The 17,008-nt window shown below is 42.4% G+C and carries 18 protein-coding genes; 5 read left to right on the plus strand and 13 right to left on the minus strand.

Annotated elements, in window-relative coordinates; genetic code table 11:
* Positions 1–6 precede the first annotated feature (6 nt).
* Positions 7–891, plus strand: coding sequence for an oxidoreductase (locus tag ACE1AT_RS24350; protein ID WP_374873085.1), 885 nt, complete (start codon positions 7–9; stop codon positions 889–891).
* Between the two features lie 98 nt (positions 892–989).
* On the opposite strand, the gene ACE1AT_RS24355 is transcribed toward ACE1AT_RS24350, so the two are convergent.
* A complete protein-coding gene (locus ACE1AT_RS24355) occupies positions 990–1,742 on the minus strand; it encodes a Rossmann-like domain-containing protein (protein WP_374873087.1) in 753 nt (250 codons plus the stop codon).
* A gap of 228 nt (positions 1,743–1,970) precedes the next feature.
* Between ACE1AT_RS24355 and ACE1AT_RS24360 the strand changes: the two genes are divergently transcribed.
* From ACE1AT_RS24360 to ACE1AT_RS24375, 4 genes are all read left to right on the plus strand, one after another.
* Positions 1,971–2,702, plus strand: coding sequence for a LuxR C-terminal-related transcriptional regulator (locus ACE1AT_RS24360; RefSeq protein WP_374873235.1), 732 nt, complete (start codon positions 1,971–1,973; stop codon positions 2,700–2,702).
* A gap of 510 nt (positions 2,703–3,212) precedes the next feature.
* Entirely contained in the window at positions 3,213–3,746 is a 534-nt protein-coding gene (locus ACE1AT_RS24365; protein WP_374873089.1) for a hypothetical protein, read from the plus strand.
* A 136-nt stretch (positions 3,747–3,882) separates the two neighbouring features.
* Positions 3,883–4,380 carry a hypothetical protein gene (locus ACE1AT_RS24370; protein ID WP_374873090.1) on the plus strand — a complete coding sequence of 166 codons (498 nt, stop codon included), beginning with the start codon at positions 3,883–3,885 and terminating at the stop codon, positions 4,378–4,380.
* 148 nt (positions 4,381–4,528) lie between these two features.
* The gene (locus ACE1AT_RS24375) at positions 4,529–4,978 is read left to right on the plus strand and encodes a hypothetical protein (protein WP_374873092.1); all 450 of its coding nucleotides are present in this window, start codon (positions 4,529–4,531) and stop codon (positions 4,976–4,978) included.
* Positions 4,979–5,080: 102 nt separating this feature from the next.
* On the opposite strand, the gene ACE1AT_RS24380 is transcribed toward ACE1AT_RS24375, so the two are convergent.
* From ACE1AT_RS24380 to acsA, 12 genes are all read right to left on the minus strand, one after another.
* On the minus strand, positions 5,081–6,529 hold the full coding sequence (locus tag ACE1AT_RS24380; protein WP_374873237.1) for a Ni/Fe hydrogenase subunit alpha: 1,449 nt from the start codon (positions 6,527–6,529) through the stop codon (positions 5,081–5,083).
* The gene (hoxE, locus tag ACE1AT_RS24385) at positions 6,526–7,062 is read right to left on the minus strand and encodes a bidirectional hydrogenase complex protein HoxE (protein ID WP_374873093.1); all 537 of its coding nucleotides are present in this window, start codon (positions 7,060–7,062) and stop codon (positions 6,526–6,528) included. The genes ACE1AT_RS24380 and hoxE overlap by 4 nt, the downstream gene beginning before the upstream one ends.
* Positions 7,063–7,297: 235 nt before the next feature.
* Positions 7,298–8,533 carry a hypothetical protein gene (locus tag ACE1AT_RS24390; RefSeq protein WP_374873094.1) on the minus strand — a complete coding sequence of 412 codons (1,236 nt, stop codon included), beginning with the start codon at positions 8,531–8,533 and terminating at the stop codon, positions 7,298–7,300.
* Positions 8,534–8,656: 123 nt separating this feature from the next.
* The gene (locus ACE1AT_RS24395) at positions 8,657–9,892 is read right to left on the minus strand and encodes a hypothetical protein (RefSeq protein WP_374873096.1); all 1,236 of its coding nucleotides are present in this window, start codon (positions 9,890–9,892) and stop codon (positions 8,657–8,659) included.
* Between the two features lie 149 nt (positions 9,893–10,041).
* Positions 10,042–10,167 (minus strand): hypothetical protein, encoded by a 126-nt coding sequence (locus ACE1AT_RS24400; RefSeq protein WP_374873097.1) that lies wholly within the window; start codon positions 10,165–10,167, stop codon positions 10,042–10,044.
* Positions 10,145–10,765, minus strand: coding sequence for a CBS domain-containing protein (locus ACE1AT_RS24405; RefSeq protein WP_374873099.1), 621 nt, complete (start codon positions 10,763–10,765; stop codon positions 10,145–10,147). The genes ACE1AT_RS24400 and ACE1AT_RS24405 overlap by 23 nt, the downstream gene beginning before the upstream one ends.
* Positions 10,766–10,895: 130 nt before the next feature.
* Positions 10,896–11,297 carry a photosystem II complex extrinsic protein PsbU gene (gene psbU / locus ACE1AT_RS24410; RefSeq protein WP_374873101.1) on the minus strand — a complete coding sequence of 134 codons (402 nt, stop codon included), beginning with the start codon at positions 11,295–11,297 and terminating at the stop codon, positions 10,896–10,898.
* A gap of 238 nt (positions 11,298–11,535) precedes the next feature.
* Positions 11,536–11,793 carry an acyl carrier protein gene (locus tag ACE1AT_RS24415; RefSeq protein WP_374873102.1) on the minus strand — a complete coding sequence of 86 codons (258 nt, stop codon included), beginning with the start codon at positions 11,791–11,793 and terminating at the stop codon, positions 11,536–11,538.
* A 27-nt stretch (positions 11,794–11,820) separates the two neighbouring features.
* The gene (locus tag ACE1AT_RS24420; RefSeq protein WP_374873104.1) at positions 11,821–13,035 is read right to left on the minus strand and encodes a dihydrolipoamide acetyltransferase family protein; all 1,215 of its coding nucleotides are present in this window, start codon (positions 13,033–13,035) and stop codon (positions 11,821–11,823) included.
* A complete protein-coding gene (locus tag ACE1AT_RS24425; protein ID WP_374873106.1) occupies positions 13,028–14,038 on the minus strand; it encodes an alpha-ketoacid dehydrogenase subunit beta in 1,011 nt (336 codons plus the stop codon). Before ACE1AT_RS24425 ends, ACE1AT_RS24420 begins: the two co-directional genes overlap by 8 nt.
* Entirely contained in the window at positions 14,035–15,045 is a 1,011-nt protein-coding gene (pdhA, locus tag ACE1AT_RS24430; protein ID WP_374873108.1) for a pyruvate dehydrogenase (acetyl-transferring) E1 component subunit alpha, read from the minus strand. Before pdhA ends, ACE1AT_RS24425 begins: the two co-directional genes overlap by 4 nt.
* Positions 15,045–16,802: an acetate--CoA ligase gene (gene acsA, locus ACE1AT_RS24435; protein ID WP_374873110.1), complete on the minus strand. Its 1,758-nt coding sequence runs from the start codon at positions 16,800–16,802 to the stop codon at positions 15,045–15,047. The genes pdhA and acsA overlap by 1 nt, the downstream gene beginning before the upstream one ends.
* Positions 16,803–17,008 lie beyond the last annotated feature (206 nt).

Here is a 17,008-nt window from a genome sequence, read left to right on the forward strand (position 1 = left end):
ATTTTTATGGTAACGTCCTCAATTTATCAAAAACGGGTATGGTTTATTACTGGTAGCTCGAAGGGTTTAGGTCGAGCATTAGCAGAAACAGTGCTTGAGCGAGGCGAAACTGTGGTGCTAACCGCAAGGAATCCAGAGCAGATCAAAGATTTAGCTGCAAGCTTTCCAGAGCACACATTAGCGGTGCAACTTGATGTCACTAAACCTGAAGAGGTACGGGAAGCAGTAAAACAAGCAATTACCAATTTTGGGCGCATTGATGTACTTGTTAATAATGCTGGATATGGGGTTTTAGGAGCAATAGAAGAAGTCAGAAATGAAGAAGTTCGTCGTCAGTTTGAAACCAACTTTTTTGCTGTCTTAGAAGTGCTACGAACAGTACTACCTCATATGCGACAACAACGCAGTGGACACATTCTTAATATTTCATCAGTGGGTGGCTTTGTGTCCTATGCCGGCACAGGAATCTATAATGGTACCAAATTTGCAATAGAAGGCATTTCCGAAGCATTAGCTCAGGAAGTTACACCCTTGGGTATCAAAATCACAATAGTTGAACCTGGTGCATTTCGTACAAACTTTGTCACACGTTCTCTGGTCATAACTGATATCCAAATCAATGACTATGAAAAAGTCATTGGTGCGATGCGTAAAGATGCGCGGGATATACTAGATATGAAATTGGAATTTAACGAACCAGGTGATCCAAAAAAAGCAGCTCTGGCAATGATTAAAGCAGTTGATAGTGATAATCCACCACTGAGATTAGTGCTAGGAGAAGATGCAATTTCTGCTATTAATGCCAAGCTGGATTCAGTCAAAGCTGAACTCGATGCTTGGACTGAAGTCTCTGTTGATACTACTTTTGATGAGGTTGTACTTGCCAAATAGTTATCCTGAAATCTTTTGCACCTAGCTCTGGCGATTAGAAATCGCTAGAGCTAGGTGCAAAATCTCAGTATCTATATTTTTCACAGCACATGATAAATTTACAACTTCAAAACCCGATATTGTACTCCTGTGTCAAAAATCCTAGTACCTCCCCCCTCAGCTATTGTCTGACGTAATCCCTCTGGGTTGGTGACAGCAACGCCTGCTAAATAATCAATTCCCATATCTGCAAAATCTGGCAACCAGGGTAAAGTAGGGCCCATCAACACTAATTTTGCATTTTGCGACAATTCTACCAAACGCGGAAATGTCTTATTTACTATAGAAGTAGCTGTCAGAAATACCCAATCTGCTTCGGGTAGAAGATACTCGCAAGCTGTATCGGGTAAATCTTGGGGACTCGGCTGACGTTCGAGAATCGTTAGGTCTATTTCTTGTTCATACTCAAATAGTCCCGGATAGCGCCCAATTACGATTACTCGTTTACCCCGAATTAACGGTAAAAAATGCTCAAAAACAGCTAAATTAGCCGAACCTTTTGGTGAAAGCGGCTTTGCTTCCAAAGCTAGTGGCGAAGATGGGTTAATTATAGCATTAATCGCTGCCATACCAACGGTAGCTTGGTAGCTATCCCACGATTGTAACCAAGCTGCTAAATCTGCTAAAGTCCTATTCACCAAGGTTCCTGACCAGGGTAAAGTGCGCGTTTGCTGACCAGGACTCATACACAATCCTATTCCATCCGCTTGGCATAATGTCCAGGTTAACCCGATGATAATCTCCCGTACTAATTTATTTGTCTGACTTGATTTTTGCAGCAGATTATAGATTTTCCGTGGGTGTACTCTCATAATTTAGGTTTGATGACTGTGGTTACAATATCAGAATTACCACTAAGCCCCTGTAACCAAAGATAAAATACAATATTCCTCGGATAAAAATCGATTGATATTTAAACCCTGTAGAGACGTTGCAGTGCAATGTCTCTACATTTCCAATAGTGATAAAGCTAGAATAAAATGGACAATTTGGTTCTGCTTAGTCCTTAAGCGGGTATAAAGTATCATAATGAAGCGATGATGACAATATCGTTACAATATCTCTTTCAAATAATTGCTAAAGCTAAAGATGAACAGGAGTTAAAATCGCAAATTTCTGCGGAGGTGGGTAAGTATTTTACTGCTAAAAGGTGGAGATTGCTTTTTTTTAATCAGATCCCCTCTGTTTATGCCAGTTTTCAAAAAAGCAATTTTCAGAAAGCGCTGCAACTGGGATTATCTACCAAGCACAATCCAGTATTATGCTACTTAGTGGAACGTCATGCCCCTGTTCACGAAGGATTAGTAGTATCACCCAAAACATGGAGGCTGATTTGTCCTCGTACTGACCACTGGCACGTCATGGCAGGACCAATTGTAAGTAATGGACAACTAGTGGGTATAGTAGCCTTGACTCGTGAGCAGGGAATGTCTGCTTTTAACACACAAGAACTAGCAGATTTAAGTGCGCTTTGTCTGCATCTATCCACTTGGGTTACAACAATACGCTCACAAACTACTTCCATTTCCATAAAGCCATCTGAACAAACGAGATTGAATTTTTTTGATATTAAACCTTTAACTCCACGTGAAGTAGAAATTTCTGAACTCGTAGCACGGGGATTCACAAATGCTGAAATTGGTGCAGCCCTCGGAATTCAGGAAAATTCTGTCAAACAAGCTTTAAAACGTATGTTTCGTAAACTCGAAGTTTCATCTCGTGCTGAGATGGTTGCAAAGCTTTATTCCTTCCAATTTAGCAACGAAAATTAAATTTAACATGATCTGACAGAGAATGAGATTTGTTGTCAGATCACCTTAATTTTACTTACTTACTAATTCCTGACAACCACGTGAGTTAAATTGCATTCTGACTATAGCAATCCGTGTAAGAGTTGTAAAAAAGGTGGGTCATACAATACCTTCGCCAAAATAAAGAGGGCTTTGGGTAGTAGAGTTGTAGTAAACAACAACTCAATCGTCACAATTCATTTATACCAGAAAGATTTCTCAAAAAAACTGAGACTACAGTTGTGGATAACGCGACTACTATTGCCCAAAGCAATGCTGAATAACGTCCAGAATTTATCTGGTTAAAGATAAATAGAAATCAATTGTATTGTTTTGTGAATAGCAGATATTTCCTCACAGCTTCTTCACATTTAATTTTTAGTATATTAATAGCTCAAAAAGAGAAGATTTCCGAGCTAACTAGATAATTCATCAAAGCTAAAATTTAATCTATTTTTACACAAATGAGAGTTCAACTCTCTAGAGGTAAATATGAAAAATACACTTTTTTACAAAGTTGCTGCTGTAGCGATCGGATCACTTCTTAGTTTATCAGGTACAGCATTTGCAAGTACATATAAAATTGCAGAAATAACCCGTATAAATAGATTGGGTAACGCCGAGGAGATCCTTATTGCTCAAGTTCCTCATTATGTTGCTCTCAGAGACGTAAAAGCGTATTCACAATCGGTAGCCGTCGCAGAAAGTGCATTGGGGAACGCTTTAGCTGCTGCTCAATCACAAGCTATTGGTGGACCCAAAAAAGGTGCTTTAGCTGAGTCTATTGCTCAGGCCAAAACTTTGATTGGGAATGCTACTGCTATTTCTGGTTCAACTGCTATCAGCGATAAAAAAGCAGTTGCTGTTTCGCTATCGCAAGCAGAAACAGTCCTTGGTGATGCGTTGGCCATAGCACAATCGGACGCTATTAGTGGACCTGGTAAACCAGCTATTGCCAAATCACTAGCCAGTGCAAAAACAGCTGTGGGTAGCGCGACTGCTATTGCTCAAAGCAGTGCTCAATAAACTTCATAAGTGAGTTAATTGCAGATTTAGAAAACTTTGCTTTATCTTCACGGGAGGTTTGAGAGGGCGCACATCATCACTGGCTTCAGCGAGGATGGGCGCACCCTCTCGGTTTTTGAATCAGGAGATGAGCAGGATGGAAAACAATCACTTTAGTCAAGTAACTGCTTTAGTGATAGGCTTGCTGATAATTTTATCGGGTCAGGCATTATCATTTTCATCTAATCACAAAGAGTTAAGTAATGTTAATGCATTGGATAACTCCGAGTTCGTTGTTGCTCAAGAGAATGTATCGGTAGGGGTTGCCGTTGCCGTTGCGGTGAAGGTATTGAATCAGGCAATAACTGTAGTTCAAACAGTGGCACAGACCGTACCAGTCAATGTTCCATCAGAGTACAGAGATATTATTTTACCGAAACTTATACAGGCTCAACAATCAATGGCTAGAGCTCAAAGTTCAGCTCAGAAGGGGGATAATTTTCAAGTAGCTACGGCAGTATCTCAAGCAGTGGCTTTCATGGGTGAGGCGCAAGCTGAAGCCAAAGGGGATGCTGGCTCTGTGCAGGCAATAACTAAAGCAATTGTTAAAGCTAATGAAGCTCTGGGAATAGCTCAAGCTCGAACTCGAAATTAAGCTCTTTAGCTAATCGTGGACAATTTAGCAAATGTTCTTGAGTTGATTAATGAGCAACTCAAGAACAGATTGAAGTAAGGTTTTATTCGTCATTTGATTATGTATGAAAATTCCAAGGTTTTTTGCAGCCTGTGCAGTTTTAATAACTATGGGGAACACAGCTGTAGCCTACGATATGATCCCCAATAACCAAAATTCTATCGTTCAGTCTTACAACAATGTTGATGTAAATCATGCCATAGCTATTATTAATAGCCGAAATTATCGCAATTCATCTGATTATCAAGAAAGTACGATCAATCTCAGTGCAGTCAATCTGCGTCATCCACACATCCTTAGTATTAGTACTTCAGGGTCTCAATTACAAGGTAATATCACTCTCAATGGCAAAGTAATTAGACAGATTCGTGGCAAGAGAGCCTATGTTAATCTGTCGCCTTATCTTTCTGTGGGAAAACATACAGTAAAAATTTCTACTCGTTATTCTCCTGCATCATCTTCAGTCAATGTCAAATTTAGTGGTTTCGGTATTAATGTGACTCAGGAAACTAGCGGTACTGGGGTATTAAACTACACTCTGAATGTGGGTGTTTACTAGTTGGATGCCTGAAATCTCCTCAGCCCTAAATACTTGCCGTTCTGTGGTAATTGAATTGGTAACTAACTGAGACTTCAGGTTTAACTTAGAGATTTTCTGCTGTTAGTCCCGCCAAACTTCATTCAAAATACTCCCATCAACACCAACTAATTGAATATGTAAAGGCATTTGCCCTGCTGCATGAGTCGAACAACTCAAACAAGGATCAAAAGCTCGAATTCCGGCTTCAACACGGTTTAACATACCTTCAGGAATTTCTGAACCATGAATAAAATGCCGCGCAATTTGTGCGACTGTACGATTCATTGCTAAATTGTTCTGACCAGTGGCAATTACTAAATTTACTTTTTCAATTAAGCCATTTTCATCAACTTGATAATGGTGAAATAATGTACCGCGTGGTGCTTCACTCACGCCCACTCCTTCTAATTGATTAATGCCAGCATCAGCACGCAGTCGATTTGATAGTAAATCAGGGTCATCTAATAAAATTTCAATTCGCTCAATTGATGCCAGAATTTCAATTAACCGGGCATAGTGATAGAAAAATGATGAAGTGGCAGTACCTTGACCTCTATCTCTAAATTCTCTCAATTCCGCATCAGCTAACGGTGTACCAATATGACTGCAAATATTCAGACGTGCTAGAGGCCCTACCCGATAAATACCACTATCTACACGACAATGGTCGCTCTGGTCAGGATAACCCAAAGGACGATAATAGGGAGATTTTAAATAAGAATCCGGTTGAACTGCTTCACCGATAAATTCCTGATAATGAGTTGGATCGAGTTGATCAGCAATGATATTGCCTGCACTATCTACAAAACGAATATTTCCGTCGTAGTTCTCCCACAAGCCATTAGAAGTAACTAACCCCATAAATAAGCTAGGAAAATTCCCAAAGGTTTGGACTTCTTTTTCATAATCATTGAGTAAGTTTTTAAATCTACCCAGTGCATCTAAGATTGTGGCGCGTGCTTCTGGGATGCGGTTGTGAATATGGCTGCGTCCTTCTTGGGATAATGCTTCGCGGACACCACCAGGAATTGCCCATGATGGGTGTATTTTACGGCCTCCCAATTGTTCAATAATTTCTTGTCCAAATTGACGCAAGCGGATTCCTCCACGCGCCAATTCTGGTTCAGCTGCGATTAAGCCAAATATATTGCGTTTTTGGGGATCGCTATCCATTCCTAATAATAAATCCGGGGCGCTGAGGTGGAAAAAACTCAGAGCATGAGATTGGATAATTTGTCCCAAATTCATCAAGCGGCGCAGTTTTTCTGCTGCTTTGGGAATTGTCACTGCAAGGATGCGATCGCCTGCTTTGGCAGAAGCTAATAGGTGACTTACAGGACAAATTCCACAAATTCGCGCCGTAATTCCTGGCATTTCCCAAAGAGGACGACCTTCACAAAACTTCTCAAAACCACGAAATTCTGTGACATGAAAGCGAGCATCACTGACTTGTTCTGTATCGTCAAGATAAATACTGATTTTGGCGTGTCCTTCAATTCGCGTAACCGGGTCAATAATTATTTTTTTCATGATCCATGTTTTAGCCATCCTTCTATTTGTTCAGTAACTAACTCTGGTGTCTGGTGTCCACATACAGTACCATCCAACACAACAGCAGGTGCAATTCCACAAGCACCCAGACATCTGGCTGTTAAAAGTGAAACTTTTCCATCTGGAGTTGTTTCACCAGCATGAATTTTGGCACATTTTTCTACAGTTGCTAATAAATTTGCTGCACCTTTGACGTAACAAGCCGTACCCGTACACACAACACAACTATGTACACCTTTCGGTGCTAGGGAGAAGAGATGATAAAAAGTTGCTACGCCATAAACACAACTGGGTGGTAGTTTCAGGCTGTGAGCGATGTAATGTAACAGGTCATTTTCTAAATAGCCAAAAAGTTCTTGTGCCTTGTGCAAGACTTCTATCAGTGCATCCTGCTGATATTGATGGCGCTTCATGGTTGCATCAAGCATTTTGAAGCGTTTATCACCACTGGGATGCTCTTTAGGCGTACTTTTTATATACTGATTTTTTTTATTGACTGTTTGAGACTCCATGTTTGTATTTTAAATTTTTTAAGTATTCATGCGGTATAAATAAGTATGTTGTAATATGGTTGCTATGCTCCTGAATTCTATATCTATTGTTATAGATCACAAATTTGAGGAACTTGTGAGGTTATATCAAGTTTTGAGTTTATCGTCCACGACACATAGCTAGAGGGAATGGCAAGATTTCACCCTCAGAGCTTTGACTTTTTTTCAAAATCAGTCTGTTGACGTATCGATCAATTCACACACTGGCAAATATTTCATTTTGAACTTTGCTTTTAAGTTCAGCATCCTGATAAATTTCAGCTCTCAGTGGGTTGTAAATCATCTCGTACCACAAATGACCCACCCGTGCATCAAATTCGTTCAATTGATTTCGCATGAACAAGTGCAGGCACTTTGCACATTTGCCAGGTAACAACTGCCATGAGAAACGACTAGTATTTCTCTCGTAGGGGTGCGTTAGCGACTCGATATGCAAATTAGTAGCTAAACCGTAAGCAGGGTAAGGAGGTGTATTAGAACCGATCGCAAACCAATCAGGTACGGGAAATACCTGCTGGATGTCCTGTGTATATCCCATGTTCATATGGGCAAAGTAGTGCAGCCCAAAATTGAGATAGACAACCTCTGGACTATCCACTATCCTGTCTTCTTCTGCTTTTGGCTTCCCTTTGACAAATAGTTCTTCAATCAGGTAGTTTGCGCCAGCATATAAACTAATTATCCGGTATAGTTGACATACTAAATGGCGGTTATTACCTGTAACTGGGTCTGCACCCATATAGTCAAAAGGTTCTGAAGCAATGGTGATGCTAGCTCGCACAGAACCACTAGATTGAGATATCAGCCGATAGGAATGGTTATACAAAGAAACTTGATAGTAAGGCGATTTTGGTTCGGAAGCGCCTGGTAACTGAATTTCAGCCACCTGCATACATCGCTTTTCTGGGTCTTGACCCAGCCATTCACCCTTAGCCGCCCGGAAAGGATCTAAAATTTCTTGGTGGTCAAGCTGGATACTTGTTGCTGAACCAGAAAACCAATTTCGCCCATTATCTTCAGGTGCAGGTATCAAATTGAACCAAACAATCAGGCGACTATTTGCCAATCGTACTCCACGTTCCCGTCCATCTACCCCATAAACTACTTCCACAGACGGCTCACCCAGTCCTAGAGGTATTGACTGACCCTGGCTTACTTTGATAAAGCCTGAAGCAAGCATGTCATCTTCGGAACCTGGTGGAATTGCTTTTGGTAGAGAAAAAATCAAGGTATCGCGGGAGGGATCGTCTGGATCAACTCGGTCAACTTGAGCATTTATCGGCCTATGCGAGAGATCGCGTAGGTCGCTCAATACCAGTTCTTCTGGCGGAATTTGAAATTGTTGGTAAATTGGTTGCCAAGGAACAGAAACATGGCCCTGACGCCAATTATTCGATGAATTAAAAAGAGTTAATAAATTAATGGATGGCATTGGTTTGCCCCTTTTGTGAGGTTTATACTAAATATATTTTTGAGATTAGAGAAAAATTTTGAGGAACTTGTGAAGGAGCAAGGGGGTTTCAGTACCGCTCAATCTAATTAATAACCGACTTACTTATATTTGCGATTGAGCTTCTGTTATATTCTGTTTTGCTTGTTCCCAAATTTTTGTCAAAGCTTCATTCAATAGAATGTATTTTTGTCTGAAAATATTAGGAGTTAATTGTAATTGATATTTTTCTGTTAGTGGTACACCTTGAATTTGAAAATAACTAGGTAGCCATTCTACTAGTCGAGCATCTAGAATGCCAGCAGATACAGAATTAAAACAATTACCTTCATGGCAATAGCGCCATACAATTAAAGCATCATTATATTCAGCTAATGCTTTTGCTAACGCCTTTATACTCGGATGATTATTGATAGCTGATGACTCTTGAACAAGATGATTAAATTCATCTTGCAAATTGTTTACTTGTTTAGAATATTCATGATATCCAATACTAGCATCAAGAGTAGAAGCAAAGTTAGAGAAATTCTTCATTAATGGTTGCAGAGTTATAGTTACTATTTGAGCTTGGGTATTTCGGAGTTTATTTTCATATATTGACAAAGTTTGTTGGCTTTTTTCGGATAGGCTTGTGCCATTAGGAATACTTTTGAGGATATTAATGGCATCTTGTTCTTTAGCTTCAGCCTCCGATAAAGATTCAAGGTTAGAAGATTTAGCAGTAAGTTCATCTGCTTCATCATTCAAAGCCTTAGCCTGAGTGAAAGCATTCAATGCTAATTGCTCATTTTGAATTTTCTGATTAACCAGATTTAAAATATGCTGATACTTTTTAAGCTCTTGTTGAGATTTAGAGTAGATGTCTACATCAGCTGGAATCTTTTTTAACAAATCAATTGCTTTGACTAAATCTGAATGCATTACCTGCCATTCTTGTAAAGAGAGAATTGTTTGCTTGCCAATACCTAACATCTTTTTGGTCAGTGTTTTAGCTTCAATAAATTCCCCTTTTGCATTGACAATTTTTATACAGGCAGAAAAATTATTCAGTTCCTGTTGAGCTTCTGTATAAGCTAACCCTGGTACATTAGGAATACTAAGTAAAAGTTTGGTTGCTTCATTTACCTGTTTAAAGGTATCCAAAACATTAATATTGTTAGAAATATCAGTCTTACATACCTGATTCAACAAAGTCTGGGCTTGCTGAATTTTTTTATTTTGCTCCTGCTTAAATTTTATCCAGCCAATAGAACCACCCGTGATCAGAATTGCTGAAATCAACGCAACTAATACTAGTCTCTTACCGGGTGTTTGAGAGTTCCTGTTTTCAGCAATAGTCATTGCTCTTCCTCCTATTCAGAATGATGCAATTTGTCATGCTGCTTGAATAGAAGCTAAAAATTAATACTAGCGATCGCTTAAGTTTTCAAGTTCATGGAAACTTAATAGGGCTAGCTTTTTCTAACCTATATTTTCAATGTAAATGAAGATTATAAGGAAGTTGTGAGCATGAGAAGGGCGATCGCTTGTGTGAATATGAGATGCGATCGCCCCAGCATTAATCTGAGAATAAATCCAATATCCAAAATGGTATTATCCACTACACCAGGTGTCATAAATTCCCTTTGCCTCTGGATACTCATCACAGTATTCTTCAAAGGCTGTTTTCACGACTTTCTCTGCTCGTTGATGTGCTATCTCAGCTTGTAATTCCTCTATCACATCCCAAGCAGCAGCACATTCTTCTGAGCGAATACCTTTTTGAGCGCAAATTGCACGAGCTTTTCTAATTTCGTCCTGAAGCTGTTGTTCTAACAGGATAGTCTGGGGTTGCTCAAGAAAGTTACTATTAGCCAGAATGTCAGCCAGTGAGATAATACCCAGTAATTCGCCCTGAATAACGGGCGCTCTTTGCAAATTATGGTCAGCAAATAACCGCGCTACGTATTCTAAACCAAGGTCAGGATTGACGACGATACAAGGCTTGGTCATCACCTCATAAACACGTACCCTACAGGGATCTTTGCCATAAGCAATCACTTTATATACAATATCGCTTTCAGTAATAATGCCGTAGGCATCCTGTTCGTGGCGACGATCTACAACAAGCGCTTTCCAGTCCCTTGCCCTCAAGAGTCTGACTGCTTCAGCCACAGTTGCTGAACTGCGAATTGTGGCAACATCTTTGGTCATGATATCAGATGCTTTCAACATAGTGATCTCCAAATGTTTAATGATGCTGAGAGGATTTTTTATAAAGGTGGGCTGAAAAGGCTATGTATGCCCAAGTCTATATGCGAATGTCCAGCCTTGGGCATTTTGTAGGCTTATCTGAATGTCATTTTCATCGCATCACAGGTCTTGGAGGCATCCTCATTTCTGGCGGAATTACTTGAGGTGTCACTTTAAAGTTAACTAACTGAGACTTCAGGAGTTGCTTTTGGCGATCGCTTAACTCTGGTATTTCCAAAACATCCTCAACCTTTTGATAAGGGCCATGCTGGAGAATCAATTTTGCCAAAGTCGGGTAAAATCCTCGGCAATCTTTAAAGGCAATAATATTAGCGTTATTTAAATCAATTTTCTCTTTAAATTCTGTGCATAACTTTTCATCTCCAACCTGGGGTAATTCTGTTACTAATGTTTGGAGATTGTCAGCTAACACAGGTTGAGTCAAGCCAAAAAATCCCCAGCAAATCATGAATACTAGGCTAACTAGGCTCAACCAACGGACTAAACATTTCATATTTAAACCTCCAGTTGTTAAATTTGTTATTTACAATTCAACACAAAATTAAAAAGTCATCCAATCTTGGATTTATGATTTTGGATTGACCATCAAGCAAATATTGATCAAAAAATCTATTCAAATTGGTATTAGTACTCTGTCAAGCTAGCTTTACTCTCAAAGTAAAACAACAATGTGAGGAAATTGTGAGTAAACCACGTCTATTTGCAAAAATTCAGATGCTGCCAAAATCCTCTTAGCCAGAAGAGCTTGAAATATAGCGAATCATATCTGTGAGAGTTACAAGTTTGCCATAATCAGCTTCTGGAATTTCGACACCAAATATCTCGTTAAGCCCGATCATCAAATTGAGAAAATCATAGGAGTCAATACCCAATTTTGCTCGGATATCTTCATCTGGTTTCAAATTTTCTAAATCGGCTTCCGGTGCAAGCTTGCTCAAGATATTCAAAATAGTCTGTTTGATTTGGGTTTGAGTTGGAGTTGAAGTCATTGTTGAATTTTTGATTGATAAATGTCTTCACAATTTCTCAACAGCTTGTAGATGAGTATTCAGTGCTTGCAAAAATCTCGCGCCAACTATCCCATCGGTGGCGCGATGGTCTCCTGCTAAGGTTGCTGTTAGGACTGGGCGAACATCAAGCATCCCATGTTCTGCCCAAGGTTGTTCGGAAATTTTGCCGAATCCGACTAAAGCTACCTGTGGGGGATAAATCACGCCAAAGACTTTTTCCACACCTATATCACCGAGATTTGTGAGGGTGATAGTTGCATCAGACATTTCCGAACTACGGAGACGACCACCGCGCGTCCGCTCAATCAGGTCACGCATGGCTGCCATTAATTCATCCAGACTTTTGAGGTCGGCATGGTGGATAGCTGGTGTCACTAAGCCTCCTTGGCGGAGGGAAATGGCAAAGCCAATGTGGATGGGTTCTTGTACCTGGAGGTGGTTGTCAATCCAGTAGCCGTTGAGTTCCGGTACTTCCGTCAGAGCTTTTGCAGTGGCTTTAATCAGTAAAACTACTGATAAAATGCGTTCTTTAATAGACCGCTTTTGATTTTCCGCTTCCAACCATTGTAGCGGGTGACTCATATCAATACGGGTTTCTAGATAATAGTGGGGAATATCTCGATTGGAAAGCGACATGGCAGCCGCGATCGCTCGACGCATCCCAACTTGGAAATCTGCTGTTGTCGTCGGTTTAGCAACAATCGGCGCTACGCTTATTTCCTCAACTGGCTTCTCTACTTTAGCCTGCAAAGCCGCCTGTTCTACATCCACTCGCTGAATCACACCATCAGGGACACTAGAGCGGACATCACTTAAGTCAAGGCCTAGCTCGTCAGCTAACCTCCGGGCTAGGGGCGAGACGCGTAGGCGTTTTCCCCCGTTTTTAGCTGCTGTGGGAACGATGGGAGTTTCCTCTATTGGCTGGGTGAGGGGCTGTTTGCTTTCAGTTGTTTGCCCTGCGGTAACGGCTTCTGGTTCTGCGACTTTTTCAGAGTGAATCTTAGCCATCGCCGTTCCTACCGGAACTTCTGTGTTAGGTTCAATCAGGAGCTGATCGACGATGATATCTTCAAAGACTTCAATCTCCATGATGCCCTTGTCTGTTTCCACATCTGCAATGATGTCGCCCCGCTTCAGGCGATCGCCCGGTTTGACTTTCCATTCTACTAAGGTGCCTGTCCTCATATCAGCACCCAGGCTAGGCATACAAAAATCAGCCATTTCTGCTCACCATCCTCCTCACTATCTTGACAATATCGTCAACTTGTGGTGTAGAGGCTTGCTCCAAATGGTTAGCATAGGGCATAGGAACCTCTGCCCCACAAATGCGCTCGACGGGTGCATCCAGGTCATAGAAGGCGCGTTCCATGATGCGGGCGCTAATCTCCGCAGAGATACTACCACTACGCCAGCCTTCATCGACAATTACGGCTCGGTTGGTCTTGGCAATAGATGTTAAAAAAGTTTCATCATCCAGAGGGCGAAGGGTACGTAAATCGATAACTTCTGCTTCAATTCCCTCTTTTGATAAGGTTTCTGCTGCTTCCAGAGCCTTAAACAAGCTGGCGCTGTAAGTGATGATAGTTACATCACTACCTGTTCGCCGGATGCGGGCATGGTCAATATCAACAGCTCCTGCATCTGCCGCTATTTCTCCGTCCATGTTGTATAAAAGAGTGTTCTCAAAAATCAGGACTGGATCTGGATCTGCGAGTGCAGTCCAGAGCATTCCCCGTGCATCCTCCAGCACCGCAGGCGTTAGTACCTTAATGCCGGGGATATGGGCATACCATCCTTCCAAACTGCGGGAGTGCTGTGCTGCCAACTGCTTACCCCCACCCGTCCCCATGCGAATCACGAGGGGTATGTTGAACATACCACCAGACATGTGTAGATAGGTTGCTGCTGTATTGAGGATTTGGTCAGCAGCCAGCAAGCTAAAGTTAACCGTCATCACCTCCACAATCGGACGCATACCACCCAGAGCTGCCCCAATCCCCGCTCCCGTAAAGCCTGACTCACATAGCGGCGTGTCCATAATTCGTTCTGCACCAAACTCTTGCAGCAGTCCCTTACTGACACCAAAAGCACCGCCATAGCGTCCCACATCTTCACCCATCAAAAAAACTCGCTCATCTTTGCGGATTGCTTCACGCAGTGCTTCGCGGATGGCTTCTCGATAGGTGGTATGAATCATTTGAGGTTCATGCTCTCCAGTCTTCATGTTCCCATACCTCGCTCAGAGTAAACAAAGCGGGTCAACTCTGCGGTGGGTTCCCAAGTACCTGCTTCGGCAAAGGCGATCGCATTCTCAATTTCTAGTGCCACCTCTTGCTCCATTGCTTCCCATTCAGGATCACTGAGTACTCCCTGTTCCTTCAATCGCTTGGCAAATGTCTCAATGGGACAGCGTTGTTTCCACAGTTCCACTTCTGCTTTATCCCGATACAGTTCCGCATCAAACATCGAATGGGCGCGGAAGCGATAGGTAATACATTCTAAGAAGAATGGTTTGCCTTCCTCCCGCACCGCAGTGACAGCTTTTTGAGCAGCTTCCTCAACTGCCAAAACATCCATCCCATCGACAGCAGCGTTATCAATACCGTAATTGTTAGCTTTTTGGGCGAGGTTTGTAACTGAGTGGGAGTACTTCAAGGCAGTACCCATTGCATACTGGTTGTTTTCACAGACAAACAAAACGGGAACCTGCCACAGTGCAGCCAAATTCATTGACTCGTGAAACTCACCTTCGGCTACTGCTCCGTCGCCCAAAAAACAGCAGGTTACTTGTTGTCTGCCGAGTTTTTTGTCTGCCAGCGCCAGTCCCACCGCCAGAGGTAAACCACCCCCGACAATGGCATTACCTCCATAAAAGCGTCTTTCCTTGTCGAATAGATGCATTGAGCCACCCCGACCGCGACAACAGCCTTCTTGTTTACCAAACATCTCAGCCATTACGGTAGTCATCGGGATACCCCGGACTAAGGCTTGACCGTGTTCGCGATAGGTGGCAACGATCGCATCCTCTGGTCGCAATACTTGCATAACGCCAACTGCAACTGCTTCCTCACCGTTGTATAAGTGTAGGAAGCCCCGGATTTTCATAGCTCCGTACAGTTCTGCACACTTGTCTTCAAAGCGACGAATCCGCAGCATTTGATGAAGTAAATGATGGTGGTGGTTCCGCTCAACAGGAACAACTTCCGGTTCTACAGCAGTTTTTTTCTTCATCAATTTACCTCCAATGTTGACAAGTCGCCTTCAGGTAAACCCAACTCGCGAGCTTTCAATAAGCGCCGCATAATCTTGCCACTCCTGGTCTTGGGTAGGTTGTCCTGAAATTCAATTTCCTTGGGGGCGATCGCTGCGCCTAATTTCTGCCGTGCAAAACCGATGAGTTCGAGTTTGAGCGCCTCGCTGGGTTGCTGGCCGGGTTTGAGCGATACAAAGGCTTTAACTAGTTCCCCAATCATCGGATTGGGCTTACCAATCACACCTGCTTCGGCAACGGCTGGGTGTTCCATCAAAGCACTTTCAACTTCAAAAGGCCCGACCATATGCCCAGAAGTTTTAATGATGTCGTCTTCTCGCCCCACAAACCAAAAATAACCATCCTCATCGCGCATAGCTAAATCGCCAGTAATATACCAATCTCCGACAAAGCACTTGCGATAGCGTTCCTCGTCGTGGAGATAGCCGCGAAACATGGAAGGAAAGCCAGGTTTTAGGGCTAAATCTCCGTCCATACCAGGTTTGTCTATTAGTTCTACCGTACCATCCTCATGCCGTCGCACAATTGCAGCCTCGATACCGGGTAGTGGACGACCCATTGAGCCAGGACGAATATCCATAGTGGCATAGTTGGCAATCATGATCCCGCCTGTTTCGGTTTGCCACCAGTTGTCGTGGATGGGTAGACCTAGCTTTTGTTGACCCCACACGACCGCTTCTGGATTCAGGGGTTCTCCGACGCTGTGAACTAGCCGCAAATGGCTCAAGTCATACTGTTTTCTCGGTTCTATATCCACTCGCATCAAGCGGCGAATGGCTGTGGGAGCGGTGTACCAGACATTGACTTTTTGAGTTTCCAGAATGCGATACCAGCGATCGGCATCAAACTCAGCTTCATCGATGATGCTAGTTACACCATGGGTGAGGGGCGCAATGATGCCATAAGAAGTACCTGTCACCCATCCCGGATCGGCGGTACACCAAAAGATATCGTCAGGATGGAGGTCGAGGACGTATTTTGCTGTGATGTAGTGGGCGTAAACAGCTTTGTGGACGTGAATCGCGCCTTTTGGCATCCCGGTTGTGCCGCTTGTGAAGTGTAAAAGCGCCATATCCTCAGCATCGGTGGGTGCGGTGGTGAATTCGTCGGAGGCTTCTGCCATGAGTTTAGGAAGCGACCACAGCCCCTCGCCCATATCTGTTTCCGCATCGGTCAGCAGGATGTGCTGTAACTTCGGCAACCGCGATCGCAATTGGGCAACTTTCTGCTTGTAGAGCAATGTGGTAGTAACCAATACCTTAGCATCACCTCGATCCATGCGTTGATAAACGGGTTCTGGCCCAAACGCTGAAAAGAGGGGGCAAAAAACACTGCCATTTTTTAAAGTACCAAGTGCGGCAATATACAATAACGGAATTCGTCCAGCGAGGACAAATATGCGATCGCCTTTGATGATACCTAGTTTTTTCAATACGTTAGCAAAACGATTGGTTTGGGCTTTGAGTTCCCCATAAGTAAAGTCTTTGGCTGTCCAATCTTGAGCAAGAAAGCGCAACGCGACCTGGTTAGCTCGCGAACTTTCGGCATGGTGGTCAATCGCGATATCGGCAATGTTGATCCCTTTACCCTTGCTTGCTCCTTTCAACTCATCATCAAGTAAGAACCAAGAGAAAGTGCGGCGAGTTTCTTCATAGTTCAGTAGGTTTGGTTCTACTAACCAATTCTGTCCTGATTTCGTAATGGGTTTCCAGTCCATAGTTCATCCTCTGAACTAATTAGATTTGTTAATTAATTCACAACAGGAGCTATCAGTTTTCTGGCGATAATTCTAACCAGCTTGAAATGCAATTCCCATCTCATGAGGTTATTTAGTAAAGATGAGAGAAATTATGTAAAAAAATGATAAAAATAATTGAGAAACTTACCCAAGATTCTTTTAGAGACGCGTAATTTAGCGTCTCT

Source organism: Pelatocladus sp. BLCC-F211 (genome assembly GCF_041928655.1).
Classification (GTDB): domain Bacteria; phylum Cyanobacteriota; class Cyanobacteriia; order Cyanobacteriales; family Nostocaceae; genus Pelatocladus.